The 22,410-nt window shown below is 72.6% G+C and carries 18 protein-coding genes; 7 read left to right on the plus strand and 11 right to left on the minus strand.

The features are described from left to right. Positions 1-181 precede the first annotated feature (181 nt). Together K7C98_RS17255 and K7C98_RS17260 are read right to left on the minus strand one after the other, a co-directional pair. Positions 182-895, minus strand: coding sequence for a molybdopterin-dependent oxidoreductase (locus K7C98_RS17255; protein ID WP_224192767.1), 714 nt, complete (start codon positions 893-895; stop codon positions 182-184). Between the two features lie 178 nt (positions 896-1,073). Further along, a complete protein-coding gene (locus K7C98_RS17260; RefSeq protein WP_224192768.1) occupies positions 1,074-2,564 on the minus strand; it encodes a hypothetical protein in 1,491 nt (496 codons plus the stop codon). Positions 2,565-2,871: 307 nt separating this feature from the next. Between K7C98_RS17260 and K7C98_RS17265 the strand changes: the two genes are divergently transcribed. Further along, a complete protein-coding gene (locus tag K7C98_RS17265; RefSeq protein ID WP_224192769.1) occupies positions 2,872-3,894 on the plus strand; it encodes an MBL fold metallo-hydrolase in 1,023 nt (340 codons plus the stop codon). On the opposite strand, the gene K7C98_RS17270 is transcribed toward K7C98_RS17265, so the two are convergent. The 3 genes from K7C98_RS17270 to K7C98_RS17280 form a co-directional block, all read right to left on the minus strand. Further along, positions 3,884-4,789, minus strand: coding sequence for a LysR family transcriptional regulator (locus K7C98_RS17270; RefSeq protein WP_224192770.1), 906 nt, complete (start codon positions 4,787-4,789; stop codon positions 3,884-3,886). The genes K7C98_RS17265 and K7C98_RS17270 overlap by 11 nt on opposite strands. Before the next feature lie 162 nt (positions 4,790-4,951). Next, complete coding sequence (gene ligA / locus K7C98_RS17275) at positions 4,952-7,003, minus strand: NAD-dependent DNA ligase LigA (RefSeq protein WP_224192771.1); 2,052 nt, start codon at positions 7,001-7,003, stop codon at positions 4,952-4,954. A gap of 238 nt (positions 7,004-7,241) precedes the next feature. Continuing rightward, positions 7,242-8,486: an adenylate/guanylate cyclase domain-containing protein gene (locus K7C98_RS17280; RefSeq protein ID WP_224192772.1), complete on the minus strand. Its 1,245-nt coding sequence runs from the start codon at positions 8,484-8,486 to the stop codon at positions 7,242-7,244. 464 nt (positions 8,487-8,950) lie between these two features. Between K7C98_RS17280 and K7C98_RS17285 the strand changes: the two genes are divergently transcribed. Continuing rightward, positions 8,951-9,481, plus strand: a complete 531-nt coding sequence (locus K7C98_RS17285) for a GNAT family N-acetyltransferase (RefSeq protein WP_224192773.1) — start codon at positions 8,951-8,953, stop codon at positions 9,479-9,481. 55 nt (positions 9,482-9,536) lie between these two features. On the opposite strand, the gene K7C98_RS17290 is transcribed toward K7C98_RS17285, so the two are convergent. The 5 genes from K7C98_RS17290 to K7C98_RS17310 all read right to left on the minus strand — a co-directional run bounded on the left by K7C98_RS17290 (position 9,537) and on the right by K7C98_RS17310 (position 13,753). Beyond that, positions 9,537-10,802 (minus strand): serine hydrolase domain-containing protein, encoded by a 1,266-nt coding sequence (locus K7C98_RS17290; protein ID WP_224192774.1) that lies wholly within the window; start codon positions 10,800-10,802, stop codon positions 9,537-9,539. 118 nt (positions 10,803-10,920) lie between these two features. Then, entirely contained in the window at positions 10,921-11,118 is a 198-nt protein-coding gene (locus K7C98_RS17295) for a PEP-CTERM sorting domain-containing protein (protein ID WP_224192775.1), read from the minus strand. Positions 11,119-11,327: 209 nt separating this feature from the next. Beyond that, entirely contained in the window at positions 11,328-12,038 is a 711-nt protein-coding gene (locus K7C98_RS17300) for a hypothetical protein (RefSeq protein WP_224192776.1), read from the minus strand. Beyond that, positions 12,016-12,564 carry an RNA polymerase sigma factor gene (locus tag K7C98_RS17305; protein WP_224192777.1) on the minus strand — a complete coding sequence of 183 codons (549 nt, stop codon included), beginning with the start codon at positions 12,562-12,564 and terminating at the stop codon, positions 12,016-12,018. The genes K7C98_RS17300 and K7C98_RS17305 overlap by 23 nt, the downstream gene beginning before the upstream one ends. Positions 12,565-12,607: 43 nt before the next feature. Next, positions 12,608-13,753: a hypothetical protein gene (locus K7C98_RS17310; protein WP_224192778.1), complete on the minus strand. Its 1,146-nt coding sequence runs from the start codon at positions 13,751-13,753 to the stop codon at positions 12,608-12,610. 107 nt (positions 13,754-13,860) lie between these two features. Here K7C98_RS17310 and K7C98_RS17315 point away from each other — a divergent pair, with 107 nt between their 5' ends. Next, positions 13,861-14,037: a hypothetical protein gene (locus tag K7C98_RS17315; protein WP_224192779.1), complete on the plus strand. Its 177-nt coding sequence runs from the start codon at positions 13,861-13,863 to the stop codon at positions 14,035-14,037. A 102-nt stretch (positions 14,038-14,139) separates the two neighbouring features. Here K7C98_RS17315 and K7C98_RS17320 read toward each other — a convergent pair whose 3' ends face one another. Then, entirely contained in the window at positions 14,140-17,439 is a 3,300-nt protein-coding gene (locus tag K7C98_RS17320) for a hybrid sensor histidine kinase/response regulator (RefSeq protein WP_224192780.1), read from the minus strand. Positions 17,440-17,587: 148 nt separating this feature from the next. On the opposite strand from K7C98_RS17320, the gene K7C98_RS17325 reads away from it, so the two are divergent. From K7C98_RS17325 to K7C98_RS17340, 4 genes are all read left to right on the plus strand, one after another. Continuing rightward, a complete protein-coding gene (locus K7C98_RS17325) occupies positions 17,588-18,484 on the plus strand; it encodes an SIR2 family protein (protein WP_224192781.1) in 897 nt (298 codons plus the stop codon). A 15-nt stretch (positions 18,485-18,499) separates the two neighbouring features. Next, positions 18,500-20,803, plus strand: coding sequence for a hypothetical protein (locus tag K7C98_RS17330; protein ID WP_224192782.1), 2,304 nt, complete (start codon positions 18,500-18,502; stop codon positions 20,801-20,803). 77 nt (positions 20,804-20,880) lie between these two features. Continuing rightward, the gene (locus tag K7C98_RS17335) at positions 20,881-21,285 is read left to right on the plus strand and encodes a hypothetical protein (RefSeq protein WP_224192783.1); all 405 of its coding nucleotides are present in this window, start codon (positions 20,881-20,883) and stop codon (positions 21,283-21,285) included. 65 nt (positions 21,286-21,350) lie between these two features. Beyond that, a complete protein-coding gene (locus K7C98_RS17340) occupies positions 21,351-22,340 on the plus strand; it encodes a hypothetical protein (RefSeq protein WP_224192784.1) in 990 nt (329 codons plus the stop codon). Positions 22,341-22,410 lie beyond the last annotated feature (70 nt).

The raw sequence follows: 22,410 nt of genomic DNA on the forward strand, positions 1-22,410 counted from the left end.
TTCGACGGCCACCTGAGCTGCGGACGCGTACGCGACGACTCGCGCCCGCCAAGACCGATATCGGCCTACCGCCCAGCCGCCACATGCTGCGCCACACCTGCGCGACCTCCGTCCACGAGCGTGGCACCGTGACAGAGACACCCGCGACCCGCGGCGTCACGGCGCGCGGGTCAACCCCCCGTCAAAGCCCTCTGATCCGCCCGTAGCGGTCATCCCGCCACGGGTGCGCCGTACTCGAATACCCGTTCATCTCCCAGAACCCGAGCTTTTCGCGCGTCAGCAGCTCGATGCGGCAGATCCACTTCGAGCCCTTCCACGCGTACAGCTGCGGCGTGATCATGCGGACCGGCCCGCCGTGTTCGACGGGCAGATCGTGACCGTCGACCGTGTGGGCCAGCAGCACGTCGGGCTTGAGCGCCTCTTCGAGCGCCACGTTGGTGGTGTAGTCGTCGTAGCCGTGGCACATCACGTGGACCGCGGCGGGCGTCGGGTGGACCAGCGCCATCAGGTCGCTGAAGCGCACCCCGACCCATTTCATGTCCATCTTCGACCACGACGTCACGCAGTGGAAATCGCTGGTGTCCTCGGTCTGGGGCAGCGCCATGAAGGCCGCCCAGTCGAGCGTGATCGCCTGCTCGACGGCGCCGTCGATCTTCAGCTGCCACCTGTCCTTCGGGACAACCGGCTTGCGGCCGAGGTCGAGCACCGGCCACTTGCGCGTCACCGTCTGTCCGACCGGCAGCTTCGGCATCCCGTGGCGATTGGGCGGGCCCGAGCCCTGGGGGCGGGTGTCGGACAGCGCCGGCGTGTCACGCATGCGTTGCTCCCACCGCGCCATCAGCTTGCGCCGGGCCTCGACGATCCGCCGCTCCTTGTCGTCCGCGTCCTCGCTCATCGCCTGCGATTGTACTCGAGCGCGAACGCGCGACCGAGCGCCCGCGCCAGCGCGTTCCGCCCGGCGCGCCGGGCCCGGCGCCCGGCCCGACGCGCATCGACCTCCCCGTCGCCGTGAGGCGGACGCGGCGCGTCGGAGACCTCCGCGAGCGCGAGCGGTGCCGCCAACCCGCCGGCTGCTATTGCCGCGCGTAGGGATAGGCCCACACGCCCGGGTCGGGGCCGTGAGCGTCGAGGTAGACCATACCCTCGTCCGGGACCCCGTACGCGCCGGAGATCCGGGCGGCGATCGGAGTCGAGGCGCCGGCGGCGAGATCGATGATGGACCAGTCGCGGGCGACCGGAGAGATGGTGCCATGACCGTCGCCCGGGGGCGCCTCGAGGGTGCCGCGATTGACGTGCACGAGATAGCGGGAGTCATCGAGCTGGAGCGGATAGGACCCGATGCCTGCGAAGCGTTGGGCCCTCTCGCCGGTGCGGAGGTCGACGCGCCAGACGGTACCGTTGAGGGAGTCATCCGCGTCGTAGATGTAGTACTCGACGAGATCGCCGTCGACCTTGATCAGCCGGGGGTTCGCCAGCGGGCCGCGATACCACTCGCGGACGTCGCCGGTGAGGGGGTCCCAGATCGCCCAGACCTCGTCGACCGGGTCCGCGAGCAAGAGCGCGAAATAGCCGGCGACCGAGCCGCGGTGGCCGATGTGCTCCGGGACGGCGAGGGCCTCGCCGGTGTCGGTGCTCGCGGCGGCGACGAACCATCCATCAGGACCGATCATCGCCGCGACGGCGTGATCGTCGGTGTAGTACCACCGGCCGGTCTCGAATTCGGGCCCGCGATTCCACGACCGCGCGGCGAAGTCGTTGACGGCGATCTGGACGTCGCTGCCGGTCTCGAGCTCACGCAGATAGACCGGCTCGGCGATGTCGTCTCCGATCGCCTGCCAGACGAGGGTGCGTCCATCGTACCCGTAGGCGGCGTACCGGACCCCTGTCAGCAGGAGCTCGCGCTCGCCGGTCATGGCGTCGACCCGGTGGACCTCGCCGCTGTCCTCGTGGATGAGGAGCTGAGTGGCGTCGACCTCGAAGTGCGCCAGGATGGTCTCGCTGAGCCGAACAGCCGGGACGTCAGGCTCGCCGTGGTGGACGTAGAGGCCGAACGTGCGAGCACCGAGGCCGGCGGCGTCATAGATAAGCTCCGCCTGGGAGGTCCCGAGGTCGAAGAATTTGTTATAGCGCATGCCGAGGCGCGGGAGAGTGACGAACGCCGCCCCGTCCGGCAGGCCCAGCACCGGCCGCGGCTCGTCGTCGCCCGCCACGTCGAATCGGTCGAGCACGAACGGTCGGCCCTCGGCGTCGTTGCCGTAGAGGACGCGACCGTTCGGCGTCTCGAGCGGGTATGGATTGTGCAGACCGGGCGCGAGCGGGGCGTAGGGCTCGACGTCGCCGGTGCAGCGATTCAGGCGCCAGTACTCGCGGTCGGGGTCGTCGTGGCGATCGAAGGTGTAGAGAATGTCTTCGCCGAAGCCGTGAAACCCATACCAGACGTCCTCGGCGGGCTCGAAGTCCGCGGGCGCGGCGACGAGGCGGGTCGGAGCGGTGATCGGGCAGGCAGCCTCGCCGTCCGGCTCGGCTGGCGCATCGGGGCCACAGGCGGTCGTGATGAGCAGCACACTCGCGACATACGCGTTCGATCGCACGCGGGCAGCGTACCAGTCTGCTCGCGGTGAGCAAGCCGGGCGCGCCGTGCCGGCGCTCCCGGCCTCCCGCGCACGCCAGCGAATCGGCGAACCTGTGTGCGTCGTTCAGGCAGGGCATCGCCCGGATGCGCGCTCGGGCGTTTCAGGTCGTGCCTGCGACGCTGGCTCCTGCTCTCGTCTGCGGCAGCGCCCGCGCGGCCGAGACTGTGGACCCCGTGGAAACAGTCCCTGTCCCGGCGCCCGGCTACTCCCGCGCCGCGGTGGGCCTCATCGTGGCCGCATGCAGCGTCGTCGTCCCTCCCCTGTTTTCCTCGCTCTCCTCGTCGCCGGTTGCGGCGGCGGCTCCGAGGCGCGCCAGAGCTTCTCCGCCTGCGACCAGCCACCCACCTTCGTCGAGCCGAACCCGGCGTACGCCTGGACCCCCAACGCGATCCGCCTCGTCTCCGAGGAGCTCGCGCCCGGCGTGTTCGCCATCTACGACGCCGACGCCGCCGAGCACGGCCCGGCCGGCATCCCGCTGGCCACCAGCGGCGGCTTCGTCGTCGGCGACGACGGCGTGCTGATGGTCGAGAGCATGATCAATCGCCAGCTGTTCTGTCAGGCGGTCGCGCTGGTCCAGGCCGAGACCGACAGGCCGATCCGCTACGTCGTCAACACCAGCAGCCACGGCGATCACACCTTCGGCAACATCTTCCTCCCGGACGACGTCGAGGTCGTCCAGCACGAGCAGACCGCCGAGTACATCGCCGCGCACTTCGAGGAGGACGTCGCGTTCATGGAGGCCAACTTCGGCGTCGATCAGGGCATCGACGAGATCGAGCCGGTCGCCGCCGACATCCGCGTCGCCGACGGCGGCTGGTCGGTCGACCTCGGCGGCGTCGTCGTCGAGGCCCGCCATTACGGGTTCGCCCAGACCCCCGGCGACCTGTTCGTCTACGTGCCCGACGCGAAGGTCCTGTGGACCGGCAACGCCTTCGTCACCGAGGAGCCGGGGATCCCGTGGCTGCTCGCCGGCAACGGCGCCGCCGCCGAGGTCACCCTCACCGCCGTCAAGGACTCGCTCCCGGCCGACGCGATCGTCGTCCCCGGCCACGGCCGCCCGCTGGCCCCCGCGGCCATGGAATTCTCGATCGCCTACCTCCACGCCATGCTCGCCGGGGTCGAGGCCGCCGTCGCCGACGGCCTCGATCTCGAGGCCACCGTCGCCGCCGTCGCCCTCCCCGAGTATCAGGGCTACCGCCTGTGGGACTGGATTCACAAGCAGGTCAACGTCCCCAACACCTACGCCGAACTCAAGCGATGAGCCCGGCCCACGGCGGCACGCGCATGCGCTCGACCAGGAAGTCGACCAGCACCCGCGTCTTCGCCGGCACGCGCGGCGCCGGCGGGTACACGGCGAACACCCCCGTCGGCCAGTGCCACGGCGCCAGCACGCGGCGCAGCCGGCCCGCGTGCAGCTCGGCGGCCGCCAGGAGCACCGGCACGAAGACGAGGCCGAGCCCCTGCCTGGCCGCCTCGACCAGCATCATCGCGTGGTTTGCGACCAGGTGCCCCGCCACGTCCACTTCGACCACGCCTCGCGGGCCCTGCACCTTCCACCGCCCCGGCGCCGCGTGGTGGGCGTAGAGCAGGCATTCGTGGCCCGCCAGGTCCTCCGGCTCGCGCGGCGTCCCGGCCCGCTCGAGATAGCTCGGGCTCGCCATCACGATCCGGTCCGTGCTCGCCAGGCGCCGGGCGATCAGCCGCGGGTCGCCGAGCTCGCCGATCCGCAGCGCCACGTCGAAGCCCTCGCCGATCAGGTCGACCTGGCGGTCGAGGAACGCCAGCTCGAGCGTGAGCTCGGGGAAGCGCGCCTTGAACTCGGCCAGCAGCCCCATCGCGTACAGCGAGCCGAACGCGTTGGGCACGGTCAGGCGCAGCGTGCCGCGCGGCGCCTGCTGCTCCTCCGTCGCCATCCGCTCGGCCTCCTCGAGCCCGCGGATCGCCTCGGTGCAGCGCTCGTAGTAGCTCCGCCCGGTGTCCGTCAGCGTCAGCTTGCGCGTGGTCCGGATCACCAGGCGCGCGCCCAGCCGCTCCTCGAGCCGCGTCACCAGCTTGCTCGCGTACGAGGTCGTCATCCCCAGCCGCCGCGCCGCCGCCGTGAGGCTGCCGTCCTCGACCACCCGCACGAACACCTCGGCCTCGAACAGGCGATTCATGCCGTCATGATAGCAGCGCCTCGCCGAGCGCCGCAGCCCGCCGGACGAGCGCCGCGCGGGGCCCCGGTGCCGCCGGGGCCCCGCGCGCGACTTCGGACATGTCCTCACGCCCATGCCCGATCGGACATGCCCGCAAGGGCATGCCCTCACGGACAGGCGCCATCACTCGAGCGAGCCGACCAGCGCCAGGAACTCCTCTTCGCTGAGGATCTGCAGCGGCGCGCCGGCGGCGATCAGCTCCTCGGCCTTCTTCTGCTTGCTCGACTTGGCGCCGCGGCCGGCGCCGACGACGAGGTAGGTCAGGGCCTTCGTCACGCCGGACGGGTTCTCGCCGCCGAGCGCCTGCACGCGGGCCTGGGCGACCTCGCGGGTGAAGGCCTCGAGCGTGCCGGTGAACACGAAGCTCTTGCCCGACAGCGCCGCGCCCTCGACCGGGGCGGGCGCGGCCTCGCCGGGGAGCACCGTGACGTGCTGCAGCAGGGCGTCGATCAGCTCCGAGCGGGCCTTGAGGCCGTTCACGATCGCGTCGGCGATCGCGTCCTTGATCCCGCGGACGGCCGTCAGGTCGGCCTGGGTGAGCTCGCGGATCCGCTCGAGCGTGCGGAACTCGCCGGCCAGCAGCAGCGCGTTCTGCTTGCCGAGGTGCTCGATCCCCAGCGCTTGCAGGAACACCGCCAGCGGCAGCTCGCGGTGGGCCTCGATCTGGTCGATGAGGTTCTGCGCGCTCTTCTCGCCCAGGCGCTCGAGCTCCTGCAGGTCGACCGCGCGCAGGCGGTAGTAGTCGGCCGGGGTGCTCAGCAATTCGGCGTCGACCGCCGCGCCGATCACCTTCGGGCCGAAGCCCTGCAGGTCGACCACCTTGGCGAAGTGCTCGAGCTCGCCGAGGCGGGCCTGCACGCACTTCTTCGGCTCGGCGCACCACAGGTTCTCGCCGTCGCGCTTCTTGCGGCGCTCGATCGGCCCGCCGCAGGCCGGGCACTGCGTCGGCAGGTCGAACGGGCGCGACGCCGGGCCCGACTCGACCACGCGCTCGACGTTGGGGATCACGCCGCCGCGGCGGGTGACCTCGACGCGGCAGTTGTGGGTCAGTCCGAGCGACTCGAAGATGTTGAGGTTGTGCAGGCTGGCCCGGCCGATCCGCGCGCCGCTGAGCTCGACCGGCTCGAGCAGGGCCACCGGCGTGATCACCCCGGTGCGGCTGACCGACCAGAGGATGTCGAGCAGGTCGGTCACGCCCGAGTCGCCCTGGAACTTGTAGGCCAGCGCGTAGCGCGGGTGGTGCCCGGTCAGCCCGAGCCGCTTCTGCTCCTTGACCGACGACGCGCGGTACACCACCCCGTCGATCTCGTAGTCGAGCTCCGGCCGCATGCGGGCCCAGCGGTCGTAGCTGGCCTGCAGCCCCGCGCGGTCGACGAACTCGTGGTCGATGCCGCCGAGCCCGAGCTGCTTCAGCAGCTCGAACTTCTCGCGCTCGTCGGCGAACTCGGGGCCGATGATGTCGTAGGCGAAGAAGCTCAGGTGCGCGTTGCGGGAGTTCTTGCGCTCCTTCTGCTTGATCGAACCGGCCGTCAGGTTGCGCGGGTTGGCGAAGTCGCCCTTGAACTTGGCGAAGTCGCTGAGCTTCATGTAGAGCTCGCCGCGGATCTCGAGCTCGACCCCGCCCGACGCGACCGTGCGCGGGATGTCCTTCACCTCGAGCGCGTTCATCGTCACGTCCTCGCCCTCGGTGCCCGAGCCGCGGGTGGCCGCCATCACCAGCTTGCCCTTCTTGTCGTAGCGCAGGCTGCAGGCCACGCCGTCCATCTTCGGCATGACGAGGATCTCGCCGCTGAACTTGCCGGCCCAGCTCTGCAGGTCGGTCTCGTTGTAACACTTCTCGAGCGAGAGCATCGGCCGCTGGTGGCGGACCGCCGCGCCGAACCGCTGCTCCGGCGCCAGTCGCAGCGCCTCCTCCGCCTCGAGCGCCGGCGCCTCGCTCGCCTGCGGCCCCATCTCCTCGAGCACCGCGGCGTCGGGCCGCACCCGCTTCAGCCGCTCGACCAGTTGGTCGTACAGCGGGTCCGGCAGCGTCGGCGCCTGGTCGTCCCAGTACTCCTTGTTGGCCCGCCGGATCAGCGCCTCGAGCTCGTCGGCCGTGAACTGAGGCAGCCGGGCGTTCACCGCGGCGGCGTCGAGGGTCTGCAGGTCGGAAGCGGGGGTCTTCGAGGCAGTCATGGGCCGCCGGGATGCTAACAGGCCCGCGACCGCGCGTCGCCCGCTCGCTTTCGCGCAGCAGCCGTCGGGATGTCGGGCGACCTCGAGTGGCCAGCTGCCGGCCCTGTTCGCGGTAATTGCCAGCGCGGGAGCTGGGGGCGGATGCTTCGACTGCGGTCGCTCGAGCAACACATCGAGGCGCATCTGCCCCTCAGCGAGCACCTCTGCCTGCGAGCGCGCGCCGTACTCGACGCTGCACTCAGACGTCGTCGCGTTTGCGCGACTCGGGAATCACCGCGAACAGCGCCTGCGGCTGGGCGACGCCACGCAGCGTGTGGCTGCCTACCGGCGACAGGCGGCGCTGCAACTGGGACAGCGCGCCGGCGAACGCCTGCGACACCAGGACGTCACGCCCGAGCGGGCGACACATCGCCGACATGCGGGCGGCCTCGTTCACGGCCGGGCCTATCACCGTGAAGTCGAGGCGATCGGCGCCGCCGATGTTGCCGTAGAACACGTCGCCGACGTGCAGCGCGAAGTAGGCCCCGGTCGTCGGCAGGCCGTTGGACGAGCGGCGCGCGCTGACCTCGGCGAGGGCGGACAGCGCCGCGTCGGTCGCCGCGAGCGCGCGCTCGCAGGCCTCGGCGGCGTCTTCCCCGACCGGGAAGATCGCCAGCAGCCCGTCGCCGATGAACTTGAGCACGGTGCCGCCGTGAGCGTGGATCGCGGCGACCTGCGGTTCGGCGTAGTCGTCGAGCAGCGGCAGGACGAGCGCGGGGTCGACGGTATCAACCATGCTCGTGAAGCCCTTGAGGTCGCTGAACCAGACGACCGCACGGATCCGGTCGGCCACGCCGCGGACAATGGCACCGCCGAGGACTCGTTCGGCCGCCCCGGCGCCGATGTACGTCTCGGCGAGGGTGCACGCGATCTGCCGGACCGTGCGAGACACGATCGACGCCGCGAGGAACCGGCCGAGCGCGTCGAACAGCGCGACGTCGGCGTCCGAGAAGCCGCCGGGCCCGTCGGTCGCCCACGACGAATACACGCAGTCGAGCTCCCCGAGCCTGACGCCGTCGCCGAGCCGCTGGAGGCACGCGACATAATCGGTCAGCCCGAATGCGGCGAGCTCCTCGAGGACCGTGAAAGGATAGCGGCCGTCCGGTGGCGGATACCGGAAGCGATACAGCGACGTCCCGCCCGTGTACAGGTCATGGAACGGACTGCTCGCCCACGACGTCATCGTCGAGTCGATCACCTCCCGCCCGAACTCGGTCGTTTCGATGCCGCTCCCGCGCCGCCAGGTATGGAGCCTGCCGACGACGAGCGGGTGCAGCGTGTCGACCCCGACGATCATCCGGCACAGCGGCACCCCACCCGCGACGAGCCGCTCGCAGACGCCGAGCACGACCTCGGCCTCGCCGGTGCCCGCAAGCGCGTGCTCGGTGATGAAGGAGGAGATCTCGAGGAGCAGTCGGTCGCGCGAGCCAGTGCTTGCCGTCATTGCAGCGCTCGTCGCCCAGCTTAGGCCGAGGTCAGGACGGAGACACGGGGCGGCGATCGCGCCAACCTCGGCCGACGAGGAAGTACGGCCTCCGCCAGCGCGCTCGCGGCCGCGCGTCGAAGATCGCCACGATCGCGGTTTTCGCGGCGGTGTCGTTGCGGTCGAGACCGGCCGGCGGACAAGCGGCGAGCAGCAACGGCAACACGTGCATCTCGGCTCCCGGACCCCTGGCACGGCTGCAGCCGTGAGAGGCCACACACCGTCGTGAACTTCGATGGAAGCATGTCCCATGAGACAGGTCATGAGCGCCTGTTCGACCGCCAGGGCTGGCCGCCGAACAGACGCCTCTTCACGTCATTCACGGCGTGTCATTCGCGAGCGGCGGACACCCGTGGCGCGCCCGCGGCGACGAATGCCACCTCTCGAGCATCGACCCGCCGCCCCGGCGCTGGCATGCTCGTTGGGTGAATCACCCCGTGCACGAACTCCTCACGCAGCGCACCGTGATTCGCCCATTCTTGCGTGCGGACGCGGCCGACGCGTTCGCCGTGTTCGGCGATCCGGAGGTCATGCGTTACGCCGCCGGCGCTGCCGATCCGACCCCGGCCGCGACGCACGCCCGGATCGAGCGGTACATCGAGCACCAGGACCGCCACGGCTTCTCGAAGTGGGCCGTCCGCGACGCGTCGTCGGGCGAGTACCTCGGCGATTCGGGGATCTTGCACCTGGCGGAGACAGGCGAGCTGGAGCTCGGCTACCGCCTGGCGCGCGCGCACTGGGGACGGGGCCTGGCGACGGAGGTCGCGTCGGCGTGGCTGCGTCATGCGCTCGAGGTCCTGCATCTGCCGCGGGTGATCGCGTTCGCCGACCGCCGCAACACGGCGTCCATCCGGGTGCTAGCGAAGATCCACATGCCCTTCGAGCGCCTCGATCACCTGTGCGGAATGGACTGTGTGGTCCACGCGATCGTCAGGCCCCGCGGCGACCAGGGGTGATGCGCCGCCTCGCTTCCTCGCGCACGCCAGGGAGAGGGCGGGAGAGCGGGTACCGTCATTCGCCCGCGCGGCGCCCTGTTGCCAGCGCCTCGAGCACGATCCGCTCGATCGCCGCCTCGTTGCGCTCTGCCGACTGGCTGTTCTGCAGGATGGCGATGCCGATCCGCTCGTCCGGGTAATACGCGGCCCACGACGAGAACCCGTCGATGTCGCCGGAGTGCCAGAACCGGGCCCGTCCGTCCGGCGAGCCGACCAGCACGCCCATCGCGTAGTCGGAGCCCCACGCCGCCTGCATCGCCGCCGGCATCGCCGCTCGCGTGGTGCGCCCGTCGGCCAGTCGCCCCGCCGTCGTCATCAGCGCGAGGCTGGCCGGCGACAGGATGCGTCCGCCGAACAGCGCCGCCTGCCAGCGCAACAGATCGCCCGCCGTCGAGCGCAGGCCTCCCGCCGGCCCCGGCAATGTCGGGCTGATCCAGTCGGCGTTGTGGTAACGCCCGGGCTCGGTCTTGCTCACGCGATAGCCTCGCGCTCGTCGCGGGACGACGTCGGCCGGATCGTCGAACGCCGTGTGCTTCAGACCCGCCGGCGCGAACAGGCGCCGCGCGAGGAACGACGGATAGGACTCACCGCTCGCGCGCGCGACGACGAGTCCGAGCAGCGCGTAGTTGGAATTGCTGTATCCCCACGACGAGCCCGGCTCGAACACGAACGGCGGCTGCAACCCCGCGATCCAGCGCGCCATCTCCTCGGGCGTCCGCCGCACCGACTTGAGGTGCTCCCCCGCCGGGTCTTCCGCGTAATCGGCGATCCCCGCCGTCTGCACGAGCGCTTGCGCGACCGTGACGCGGTGCGCCTGCGGCACCTCCGGCACGAAGCGCGACAGCCGATCGTCGAGCCCGACCTTGCCCTCCTCGACGAGCAGCAGGATCGCCGCCGCCGTGAATTGCTTGGTGATCGACGCGATCGGGAACACGGTGTCGACGTCGACCGCGACCTCGTCCTCGAGGTTCGCAAGACCGTAACCTTCGGCGAACACGACCTGGTCGCCACGTCCGACGGCGACCACCATCCCGGGGCTGCCCGTCGCCATCGCCTCGGCCACCGCCACGCGGAGCGCCGCCGCGAGCGCCGGTGTTTCGCCCGTCGCCTGCTCCGCCTGCGCAGCGTCGGCCTGTCGCCCGCCACAGCCCACCGCGCAGGCGCAGGCGAACAGCACCGCCGTTCGCATCCCCACGAGCATTCGCCGGGCTGCAAGCCTGCCTCGAGTCATTATATACGTACTGTTCATGTGCCGCCGGTTCGGCGGCGCGCATCCTAACATGTCAGGCGCGCGACTCGTGGGGTGCGCCTCGGCTGCGCGCCCCTCCGCGAACCGTGCGTTAACCGCCCGCTCGCGTTCGCCGACATCCGCGTGCTCGCGAAGCTCGGCATGCTCTCGCTCAGACCCGGCCGGCGCGCTGGCGACGGCGCTCGCGGACCCGCATCCCGGCGGCGGCGACGATCACCAGCGCGAGGGCGATCGGCGGCTCGGGGACCGATGCACCGGCGACGTACCAGGTCGTCCCGCGGTCCATGACGTCGTCCGCCGGCGCTGGCGCCCCGACGAGGATGAGGTTGGCGAGCGCGAGGCCGAACACCTCGCCAGCGTACTACGCCGGGCCCGGCCGATCGAGGCCGGACCGCCACGGAGCCGTGGGCGGCCCGCGCGACCGTCGCGAGCTCCGGACGAGAGCACTCGATCGCCATCCGCGAAGCCGAGCTCATCCGCGGACGCCACCCACGCCTCCCCGCTTCCGCGCTCGCCGTGTGCGAGGTGACCGACCTGCGCCGCGCTCGCCGCCTCGCCTCAATCGACGCACAGCCCCGCGACCGTGGCCGCGTGGGGTGACCGCGGGAAAGCCCGCACCAGCTCGGCCGCGGTCGCGCGGGCCGCCACGCGCTCGCCGAGCTCGCACTGCGCCTGTGCGCGCAGCAGCATCCGCTCTTCCACCAGGTGCCCGCCCGGGAACTCGCGCGCGTGCTGCTCGAGCGACCGCAACGCCGCGGCCGGCGAACTGCGCGCCAGGGCCTCGCGGGCGGCGCGGAGCAGCGCCAGCTCGGCGTCCAGGGCCGGCATGTCCTTCGGGACATCTGCGGCCCGCGTCGCCGGGACCCGCGGCCGCGGCTCGGGCGCGGGCTCGGGGACGGACCCCGATTCGTCCGACTCGGCGCCGGCGCTCGCGCTCGCAGGACTCCTCGCCGGCGTCAGCGCGTCGGTCGACCCCGCCGCGCCATGGGCCGCCTGGCTGTGCGCGTCGCGGTCCGCCCGCTGCGACACCCGCCCGCGCGCCCCGACGACCACCAGCACCACCGCGGCCGCGACCAGCACCACGCCCCAGAACAGGTCGCGCCGGCGATCGCCGCGTCGCGCCCGTCCCGGGACATCCTCGCTGTCCTCGCCGATCTCCGCCTGCAGCCGGGCCCACGCGGCGGCGCGCCGGTTTGCGGGCATGCGCTCGCCGCGGTAGGCGGCGACGAGGTCGCGGCACTTCTGCTCATTCAGACTCTGCGGATCCATCGCGACCTCCGGCGACGAAGCTGGCGAATCGCCTGCGCGCGCTGTTGAGACGTGAATACAGGGTGTTGAGATTGACGCCGAGCTGCTCGGCGATCTCGGGCACGCGGAGGCCCTCGAGCTCGGCGAGCATGAAGACGACGCGGTGCTCCTCGCCGAGCGTGGCGAGGAAGCGGTCGATGAGGGCCCGCGCCTCGAGCCGCGCGATCACCTCGTCGGGCTGCGGCCCGGCGCTCGGCTCGGGCGCGACGGAGAGCCGCCGCTGGTGACGGGCGTAACTGCGGCGGTGGTGCAGCACCACGTTGCGGGTGATCCCGAACAGCCACGACGGCAGACTGGCGCGGCCGTCGTAGTCGCCGAGCCGGCGGTGCACGACCAGGAACACCTCGTGGAACGCGTCGTCGAGGCCGGCCCCCTCGACGCCGAAGTTGCGGAGCAGGCGCCACACGAAGTCGGCGTGGTCGCGGTAGACCTGCTCGAGCGTCGGGACCGACGGCGGCCGGGGGCTCGGTTCGAGGGGCTGCTTCACGGCGGACCTGCTGTGATTTCCCGGCTCGCCGCCGATCCGTGAACTACCCTGCCCGCCCGAACCGGAACTCGAGCCCCAGCGCGGCCCGCAGCGACACCGGCGCGATCTCGTACATCGGGCCCAGCCCGGCCGCGCTGAAGGTCCCGCGCAGCAGCGGCACGCCGACGTCGGCGCCGAACCACAGCGCCAGCCAGGGCCGCGGCGCCCACGCGATCGCCGGGCCGAACACCGCCGCGACCCACGCGAAGCGATCCGTGCGCGCGCCGACGAACCCGACGCCCTCGCCGGTCACCTGCCCGACCTCGAGCCCGCCGCACAGCGGAAACTCGACCGGCCCCCCGCGCAGCACCCCGCAGCCGCGCGCCCCGACCGCCCACATGCGCACCCGGGCCCCCGCTCGCGGGTCGGCCTCCGTGTACTGGGTGGTCGGTGCGCGGTAAAAGCCGGTCAGCTCGACCCGCCAGCGCTCGCCGAGGAGGCCGCCGGCCAGCCCGACCTGAGGCCCGACGCGCGGCATCCCCAGCGCCTCGAGCCCGCCGGCGACCCGCACGAACCCGCGCGGCCGCGCCGGCTCGAACGGCGCCGGCTCACCGGAACCTGTCCCATCGGACATGTCCGTCGCGGCCTCGGCCGGCGCCACGTTCGGCGCGTTCGTCGCAGATGTCTCCGAAAACAGGTCCACCGCGTCCGCGCCGCCCGCGTCATCCCGTGTCCCCGAGGACATGTCCGTTCGACCAGCCTCGAGGGTCTCCGGCGCCGGCACGACCGCCCCGGGGCGCGCGCCGCCCGCACCGGGAGGTGTCCCCGAGGACAGGGCCGTTCCCCCGGCCTCCGGGGCCTCCGGCGCCGGCACGATCGCCCCGCCGGGGCGCGACAGCACGCCCGGGTCGACCACCACCGCGGTCACGAACGCCGCGGCGTCGCCGATCTCGGCGCACGAGCGGCCGCGCAGGGTCCGCGTGCTGCGGGCCTCGGCGGTGGCGAGGACCAGCGTCGCCGACCAGCGCGCGTCGCCGTCGCGGCGCACGTCGACGGTGACCTCGACCGGCCGCGGCTCGGCGGCGCCGGCGAGGTAGCGGGCGAGGCTGTCCCGAAAGCCATGTTCAGGGCAGCGCGGATCGCCGCGCCAGCGCACGTCGACGTCCTGCACGGGCAGCGCGACGACGAGCGCGAGGACGACCGGTCCCACGCCACGGAGATTACCTCGCCGCCGCCCCGGACGCGCGTGCCGGGGCGACGAGAATTTTCGCGAGCCGCGCTCACGGAATTCACGCCCTGCCGGGAAATCACCGGAGCGTGCCGATTCACAGCTTCGACGCGCGCAATTTGCTCATCGTCCTCCTCGCCGGCGTTGTCGCCTGTGGCTCGCCCAGCGGCGACCTCGGCGAATACACCGACAGCGCCGGCGCCGAGGACACCAGCGAGGGCCCGGGCCCGACCAGCGGCGTCGTCGGCGCGTCACGATGCGGGTGACATGTCCATGAGGACACGTCACGACGCATCAGTCTCGAGCAACATGTCCTTGAAGACACCTGCTGGGCGGCCGCATGTCCGTACGGACATGCTCCCTCGCCGTCACCGCATCGGGTCGCGGCCGGCGAGCTCGCAGATCGCCGTGACGAGGTCGAACGGCTCGCACGGCTTGCCGAGGTGCTTCTGGTAGCCGGCGAGCAGCGCGCGCGTGCGGTCCTCGAGCCGCGCGTAGGCGGTGAGCGCCAGCGCCGGCGTGCGGCCGCCCTCGCTGGCCGGGCGTTGCCGCAGGCGACGCATCCAGTCGTAGCCGTCCTCGCCCGGCATGGCGATGTCGGAGACGACGACGTCGGGCCGCTGCTGGGCCACCAGCAGCAGCGCCTGGTCGCTGTTCTCGGCGGTCAGCACGACGGCGCCGGTCGGCTGGAGGAACGCCGCGACCAGCTCGCGCGCGTCGCGTTCGTCGTCGACGATGAGGATCTTGAGGCCGCGCAGGTCGGCGTCGCGCGGGCCGGCGTCGGCCGGCAGCGGGCCGGGCGCGGCGCCGGGCACCACCGCGCTGACGCGGCCGGCCTGGCTGGCGCGCGTCGGCAGGCGGACCACGAACTCCGCGCCGTGGCCGACGCCGTCGCTGTGGGCCGCGATCGTCCCGCCGTGGCCCTCGACCAGGTGGCGCACGATCGCCAGGCCGAGGCCGAGCCCGCCGTGCTGGCGCGTCGTGCCGGAGTCCTCCTGGCGGAACTTGTCGAAGATGTGCGGCAGGAAGTCGGCCCCGATCCCGCGGCCGGTGTCCTTGACCGTGATCACCACCTGGCTGCGCCCGGTGAGCTCGACCGTGAGGTCGACCTTGCCGCCGCGCTCGGTGAACTTGACCGCGTTGCTGAGCAGGTTCCACAGCACCTGCTGCACCCGCTCGGCGTCGCACACCAGCGGGATGACCGGCGGCTCCGGCCAAAAGGCCAGGCGCACGCCCTTGGCCTCGGCGGCCGGGCGGACGATGTCGAGCGCGGCCTCGGCGATCTGGACCAGCTCGGCCGGGCCGACGCGCAGCTGCAGCTTGCCGGTGATGATGCGCGTGGTGTCGAGCAGGTCCTTGATCAGCCCCGCCTGCGCCGACGCGTTGCGGTCGATGGCGTCGATCGCCTTCTGCTTCTGCTCCTCGCTCAGGCCGCTGCGCCGCAGCACCCGCGACCAGCCGAGGATCGCCTGCAGCGGCGTGCGCAGCTCGTGCGACACCACCGCGAGGAACTCGTCCTTCGCCCGGTTGGCCGCGTCGACGCGGGCCCGCTCGCGGCGCGACAGCTCGAGCAGGCGGGCGTTGTCGAGGGCGAGCGCGATCCGGCGCCCGAGCTCCTCGGCGAGGGCGAGGTCGTGGTGGTCGTAGCGGCGCCCCGAGCCCTTCCACGTGCCGACCGACAGCGTGCCGAGGATCGCCCCCTGGACCGGCAGCGGCACCACCGCCGACGACAGCACCGCCAGCGCCGACAGGGCCTCGAGGTGCTCGGCGTCGTGGGCGATCGACTGCAGGATGACGTCGCTCTCCGGCACGAACAGCGAGCGCCCGCTCGCCATCACCCGCGCGTAGGTGTGCTCGCCGTCGCGGTCGAGCGGCAGCCGGCCCTGCGCGGCCACATAGGTGCGCAGACGGGCCTGCACCGCCGAGTCGATGTGAGCCACCGCCGGGACCGCGAACGAGCCGTCGTCGCGGCGCAGGTGGATCACGCACCAGTCGCCGAAGCTCGGCACCACCAGGTCGACCACGCGGGCCAGCGTCGTGTCGCCGTCGAGCGACTCGGCCAGCACCCGCCCGGCCTCGGCCAGCAGCGCCATCGCCTCCTCGGCCCGCTTGCGCTCGGTGATGTCGAGCACCGTCTCGACGATGCCCTCGATGTTGCCCTCGAGCACCCACGGGTAGTAACTGACGAGGAAGTGCCCCGGCAGCCCGTGCCGCTGCGGCAGCATCACCGACACCTCGACGTCGGTGATCGTCTCGCCGCGGTCGCGCACCCGCTCGAGCATCGGCTCGATCAGCGGCGCCACCCACGGGACCATGTCGCGCATCCGGTTGCCGAGGTGGACCTCGACCGGCAGGTCGTTGATCTGCGCCATCGCGCGGTTGATCCGGCGGTAGCGGAGGTCGCGGTCGAACACCGCGAAGCCGATCTGCGCCCCGTCGAGGACCGCCGACAGCTCGGTCTCGACGCGGCGGTGCTCGCTGACGTCGAACATCGACGCGACCATGCGCGTCGGCCGGCCGGCGGGGTCGCGGGCGATCCAGCCGCGGTCGAGCACCCGGACGTAGGTGCCGTCGCGGCGGGCGAACCGGTACTCTTCGGCCCAGCGCTCGGCGCCCTCCTTGATCGCGCGCTCGACCCCGGTCGCGACCCGCGCGCGGTCGTCGACGTGGATCCGCGCCAGCCACCAGTTCATGTCGTCCGCGACCTCGTCGGCGCCGTAGCCGAACCGCGTCGAGATCGCCGCGTTCCACCGCGTCTCGCCGGTCTTCACGTCCCAGTCGCGCAGCGCCTCGTTGGTCGCGCGGTTGACCAGCTCGTAGCCCTGCTCGGCCCGCACGCGCTCGGTCAGCTCGAGCACCGTCGCCGCCACCCCGGTGACCACCCCGCGCGTGCGCACCGGGTAGAAGCACACGTACCACATGCGCTCGCCGTACGGCGTGAACTGGTCGCTCGCGTACGGCGCCCCGGTGCGCATGACCTCCGCCATCACCGGCATCATCGACGCCAGGTGCTGCGAGATCTCGGACGGCGTGCGGCCCAGGTGCGACTCCGGGGAAGCCCCATTCAGCAGCGCCAGCGCCCGGTTGACCCGCACGTAACGCAGTTCTCGGTCGAGCAGCGCCAGGCCCACCGACGCCCCCTCGAACAGCGCGTCGAGCTGGGCGCGCACCTCGTCGTCGCCGTGGAAGGCCACCAGCGCCGACGCCAGCTGCGGGCTCTGCCTGCGGCGCTCGTGGGCCTCGCGGGCCGCGTGGACGTCGGTCGCGCTGCCGACCCACCGCTCGATCTGCCCGCCGGGCAGGCGGACGGGCTCGACGCGGGCCCGGTGCCAGCGGAGGTCGCCGTCGCGGCGCCTGGCCCGGATCTCGCACTCGTAGGCGTCTCCGGTGCCGAGGGCCTCGGCGTGGCGCCCGGCCAGCGCTTGCAGGTCGTCGGGGTGGATCACCCGGGCGAGCACCTCCACCGGGGGGAGTTGCTCGGGCACGCCGGCGTAGCGGAACCAGGCGGCGTTGACGAATTCGATGTCCCCGCTGCCGCAGCGGGTCCACAGCAGGTGGGGCAGCCCGTCGGCGAAGCGTCGCAGCGTCCCTGTATCTTGGGTCAGGTCCGGCGACGATGGGGGTCCAGCGGCCCCCGTTCGCGGCGGCTCTCCCGACTCGCGCTGCATCGGGCAAACGTAGCACGAACCCGCGGCCGCCCGGCTCGTCGCCTGGGGCACGGCAGCGGCGGCCGCGGCGGACGGGTGAGGCCTTGGGGCCGCCAGGGGGCTCGCGGCGCAGCGAGCGTCCGTGTAACGTTGGCGCGGGAGCCGAAGCATGCCCTCGCAGTTGACCGACGCCGAATGGAGCCAGCTTCTGTCGCGGATCGAGGGGGGCGAGTGCACGCCCTTCCTCGGGCCCGGCGTCAGCCTCGGCCGTCTCCCGTTGCCCGGTGACCTCGCGATGCGCTGGGCCGACGAGCATCAATACCCGCTCGAGGATCGCTGGAACCTGCCGCGCGTCGCCCAGTACCTCGAGCTCGAGAAGGGCTCCCGCTGGCTGCGCGAGGAGCTCGCCAAGGCGCTGGCGGACGCGGCCGCGCCCGAGCCCGACGGCGACGCGCTGCAGCTGCTCGCCGACATCCCGTTCCACACGTACATCACGACCGGCCACGACGACCTCCTCGCGCAAGCTCTGCGCGCCGCGGTCGTGCGCCGCGACGAACGGACCACGCCGCGGAGGCCGCGCCTCGACTTCTGTCGCTGGCACGAGACGCTGCGCTCCGCGGCGATGCCGACCCCGTTCGAGGCCGACCCGCACTACCAGCCCTCGGCCGACGAGCCGTTCGTGTTCCACCTGCTCGGCCAGGCCGCGTTCCCGCAGTCGCTGGTGCTGACGGAGACCGACCACTACGACCTGTTCGTCGCCACCGCGCGACACCCTGGCCTCGTGCCCCCGCCGGTGCAGCGGGCGCTGCGAGGCGGGCCGCTGCTGTTCATCGGCCAGCCGCTGACCGACGCCAACTTCCGCGCCCTCGCCCGCAGCCTCGGCGGCGCCGACTACCGCGGCCTGCAAGACGGCACGCTCTCGGTCCACGTCCGCCCCGAGGGCAACGACGCCGCGCTCCGCTACCTCGAGCGTCACTTCGGCGAGCAGCACATCAAGCTGTACTGGGGGACACCTCGCGAGTTCCTGCAAGAGCTGCGCGAGCGCTGGCTCCGCGACCACGTCTGAGCGCCCCGGAGGTCCATGTCCGCACCCAAATCAGGCCCGCAGAGCCCCTTCCCCGGACCCCGCCCCTACGAGGCCGGCGAGCGCGACCGCTTCCACGGCCGCGCCGGCGAGCGCCGCGACCTCGCGGCGCTCGTGATCGCCAACCGCCTCACCGTGCTCTACGGCCCGACCGGCGCCGGCAAGACCTCGCTGCTGGCCGCCGGCCTCGTCCCCGAGCTCGAGCGCGCCGGCTTCATGGTCATGCCGCTCGCGCGCCCCGGCGGCCTCCTGCCCCCGGGCACCAACCCGCTCCACCTGCGCAACGTCTACAGCGCCAACGTGCTGATGCACTGGCACCACGGCGAGTTCGAGGGCGTCGCCAAGCACACCATCACCTCGTTCCTCGAGGCGATGCAGGACCCGCGGCCCGAGCGCCCGCTGGCGCTGATCATCGACCAGTTCGAGGACCTGTTCACCACCCACGCCACCCAGCCCGAGCAGCGCGAGGCGTTCCTGCGCGAGCTCGTCGAGTGCATCTCCGAGCCCGAGCGCGGCGTCGAGGAGCGGCCGGTGCGGCTGTGCCTGGCGATCCGCGACGAGGACCTGGCCGAGCTCGAGCGCTACGCCTCGATCCTCCCCGACCTCCTGCGCGTGCGCTTCCGCCTCGACCCGCTGCGCCGCCCGGCCGCCGTCGAGGTCATGACCCACGCCGCCGGCGGCGTGTTCAGCCGCACCGACGCCGAGAAGCTGGCCGGCGACCTGGCCCACCGGCGCGTGCGCGCGTTCGGCAAGCTGGCGCTGGTCCCGAGCGAGTTCATCGAGCCGATCCAGCTGCAGCTCGCGTGCGACGAGAAGTGGCGCCGCGGCGGCCGCAGCGGCCCGCTCGCCAAGCCGCGCGACCCCGACGAGGCGCTGGTCCGCTACTTCGACGCCGCCGTCGCCCGCGCCCGCTCCGGCTGGGGTTCGGAGGCCCGGATCCGCCGCTTCGTCGCCGACCGGCTCGTCACCCCCGAGGGCACCCGCAGCGCCGTCGTCCGCGGCAAGCGCACCACCGGCGGCCTGGCCAACAAGCTGGTCGAGCGGCTCGAGCACGAGCGGATCCTCCGCGCCGAGGAGCGCCTCGGCTCGCGCTGGTACGAGCTCGCCCACGAGCGCCTGCTGGGGCCGGTGCGCCTGTCCAATACGACATGGTTCGAGAGCCAGCGGCGGCGCCGCAGCGCCCGCCGCGTCGCGCTGCTGCTGCTGCTGCTCGCGGGCCTCGGCGTCGCCGGTTACTTCGGCGTGCAGTGGGCGCTCGACCGCTACCACGGCCTCGAGGGCGAGAAGTCCGGCGTCGAGGCCGAGCTCGCCGCCCTCGACCACACCCGCCAGGACCTGGCGGCCGCGCTCGCCAGGGCCGAGGGCGCCCACGCGCTCGAGAGCCTGCGGGCCCAGGCGCGCGCCCTCGACGTCGACCTCGTCGGCCTCGCCGACGACGTCCAGGCCGCCCGCGGCGTCATCGCCGAGATGAGCCGCTTCAGCCCGCGCGGGCGCGACGGCGAGCCCGCCGACCTCACCAACTTCGTCGCCGTCGGCGCCGAGCTGCCCGGCCTGTCCGGCCGCCTCACCGGCCTGGTCCAGCGCCACACCGACCTCGGCGCCGCTCTCGGCGCCGCCCTGAGCGCCCGGCCCGTCGTCGCGGATGACCTGAAGGCCCTGTCCAAAGAGACAGCCTCCCGCGCCCCCGAGCTCGAGCGCCTGCGCGCCGAGCTCGACGCCGCCGGCGCCGAGCAGACGCGCCAGCGCGTGCGCGTGCTCGCCGAGCTGGCCGCCTTCGAGGCGCCGCAGCGGGGCGCCAGCGGCGACGCCCGCGCGCGCGAGATGGCCCGCCAGCTGTGGCGCGACGCCTTCGTGCTGCTGCAGCGCGGCAGCACCGAGGACGCCCGCGGCCGGTTCGAGCGCTCCCACCTGCGCGACCCCGCCTACACCCCCGCCTGGGACATGCTCGGGCGGATCGCCCACGCCACCGGCGACCTCAAGACGGCCGAGCAGTCGTACCGCAAGGCGCTGGCGCAGACGCACGACTACGGCCCGAGCCTCGGCAGCATGGCCTCGCTCTACCTCGCCAAGGAGTGGTACCTCGACGCCGAGCGCTGCGCCCGCGAGGCCCTCGCCGCCCAGCCCGACCTGCTGGCCGCCCGCGTGGTCCTCCGCGCCGTCCAGCAGCGCCGCCAAAGCGAGGTCGAGAGCGACGAGGAGGGCCTGAGCCCGAAGAACCCGTGCGGCCCCGCCCCGGCGACCACGAGCACCCCGGCCGCCCCCTCGCCCGCCGCCGAGGCCAAGGCCGAGCCCGCGGAGTGACGACAAAGCACCGCTCCCTCCAGCGGCCGCACCCGAGCCTTCTCGCGCGCGGTCCATCGTGCGACGGTGCCCATCGCATGACTATTTGTTCTTTTAAACATGCGGCGATCTGCGGGCTGCTCGTCGCCTGCGGTTCGAAGGACTCACTCGGTGACTGGCCGCGAGTGGAATGTGGCGACCAGCTCTGCGCCGATGGCGAGCTGTGCGTCAAACCGAGCCCCGAATGCATCGAGATCGAGGTCGACTGCGAGGACGGCACCGGCGGTTCGGAGACCGACGCCGGCCCCTGCTACGATTGGGGCTACGGGTCCCCTCCCTCGCGATGCGAGCCGCCCGCCGCGGATTGTGAGCACCAACGCGACCTCGCAACCTGCCTCAGCGAGGCCCACTGCGACGGAAGCATCCCCCACGAGATGTCGACCTTCGCCGCCGGCCGCCTGGTGTGCAGCGAGCCGTACCACGAGCCGTACGACTGCCCGTGAGCGCTGCCGGCAGCGCCCGCCCGCGAGCGAGCGCCCTTCGAGATATTCTGGACGCGAGCTCCGCCATGCCATCCCGCTCCCGCACACCGCTCGTCCCCGTCGCGCTCCTGCTGCTCCCACTCGCGTGCACGGCTCGCCCGCAGGGCGACTCCGCCACCGAGCCCGCGACCGCCGGGACCACGGACGCCACGCCGACCCCCGGGCAGCCGCCACAGCCCACGACCACGCCCACGAGCGGCCCGGACGCGACCACGAGCTCGGCCACCAGCGACGCGACCACCGACGCGAGCACGAGTGACCCGGTGACCTCGACCACGAGCACTGGCGCGACGTCGGACGCGTCGAGCACGACGCTCGCGCCCCCGGAGAGCGAGTGCGACATCTGGACGCAAGACTGCCCCGAAGGGCAGAAGTGCATGCCCGTCTCGCTCGACGACATGTTCGGCAACGAGGCCGCGCGGTGCCGTCCGGTCGTCGACGACCCGGATGCGCTCGGCGAGCAGTGCACCGTGCTCGGCACCAGCTCCGAGGGCCTCGATACCTGCCCCGCGGGCCAGTTCTGCTGGCGCTCCAACCTCGCATCCAACCTCGGCACGTGCCTGGCCCTGTGCGCGGGCTCGCCGGCGGACCCGAATTGCGCCGAACCCGGGCTCGTGTGCGTGCTCCATTCACTGGGCGTCGAAAACCTCTGCATCCGCCCCTGCGACCCGCTCGCGCAGGACTGCCCCGGCGACGACCTGTGCGTGCCTGACCACGTCGGCGACCCCGACGCCGGCGCCTTCATGTGCATCGACGACGCCAGCGGCGATGACGGCCAGGTCTTCGACCCCTGCACGGAGCTCAACACCTGCGACGCGGGCCTGCAGTGCGCCTCGTCGTTCATGATCCCGGAGTGCGGCGGCGATCCAGACGGGGCGTGCTGCCTGCCCTACTGCGATCTGACGGTCGAGCCCGACCCCTGTCTCGACATGGGCCTGGAGTGCCTCCAGTGGGCCCAGGGGGACGCGCCGCCCGGGCTCGAGGATGTCGGTGTCTGCGGCGAGGGGCCGATCTGACCCGCAAAGATGGTCCGCCGTATCGAGGCGGGCGATGGTCGAGCCGCGGCCGCCGTCACGGCAAAAAGCG

It is taken from the genome of Nannocystis pusilla (assembly GCF_020073745.1).
Lineage (GTDB): Bacteria > Myxococcota_A > Polyangia > Nannocystales > Nannocystaceae > Nannocystis > Nannocystis radixulma.

Coding starts and splice junctions, on each gene's coding strand:
- K7C98_RS17255 (WP_224192767.1), bottom strand. CDS start 895: ATGAGCGAGGACGCGGACGACAAGGAGCGGCGGATCGTCGAGGCCCGG.
- K7C98_RS17265 (WP_224192769.1), top strand. CDS start 2,872: ATGCAGCGTCGTCGTCCCTCCCCTGTTTTCCTCGCTCTCCTCGTCGCC.
- K7C98_RS17270 (WP_224192770.1), bottom strand. CDS start 4,789: ATGAATCGCCTGTTCGAGGCCGAGGTGTTCGTGCGGGTGGTCGAGGAC.
- ligA (WP_224192771.1), bottom strand. CDS start 7,003: ATGACTGCCTCGAAGACCCCCGCTTCCGACCTGCAGACCCTCGACGCC.
- K7C98_RS17280 (WP_224192772.1), bottom strand. CDS start 8,486: ATGACGGCAAGCACTGGCTCGCGCGACCGACTGCTCCTCGAGATCTCC.
- K7C98_RS17290 (WP_224192774.1), bottom strand. CDS start 10,802: ATGTTAGGATGCGCGCCGCCGAACCGGCGGCACATGAACAGTACGTAT.
- K7C98_RS17300 (WP_224192776.1), bottom strand. CDS start 12,038: ATGGATCCGCAGAGTCTGAATGAGCAGAAGTGCCGCGACCTCGTCGCC.
- K7C98_RS17320 (WP_224192780.1), bottom strand. CDS start 17,439: ATGCAGCGCGAGTCGGGAGAGCCGCCGCGAACGGGGGCCGCTGGACCC.
- K7C98_RS17325 (WP_224192781.1), top strand. CDS start 17,588: ATGCCCTCGCAGTTGACCGACGCCGAATGGAGCCAGCTTCTGTCGCGG.
- K7C98_RS17330 (WP_224192782.1), top strand. CDS start 18,500: ATGTCCGCACCCAAATCAGGCCCGCAGAGCCCCTTCCCCGGACCCCGC.
- K7C98_RS17335 (WP_224192783.1), top strand. CDS start 20,881: ATGACTATTTGTTCTTTTAAACATGCGGCGATCTGCGGGCTGCTCGTC.
- K7C98_RS17340 (WP_224192784.1), top strand. CDS start 21,351: ATGCCATCCCGCTCCCGCACACCGCTCGTCCCCGTCGCGCTCCTGCTG.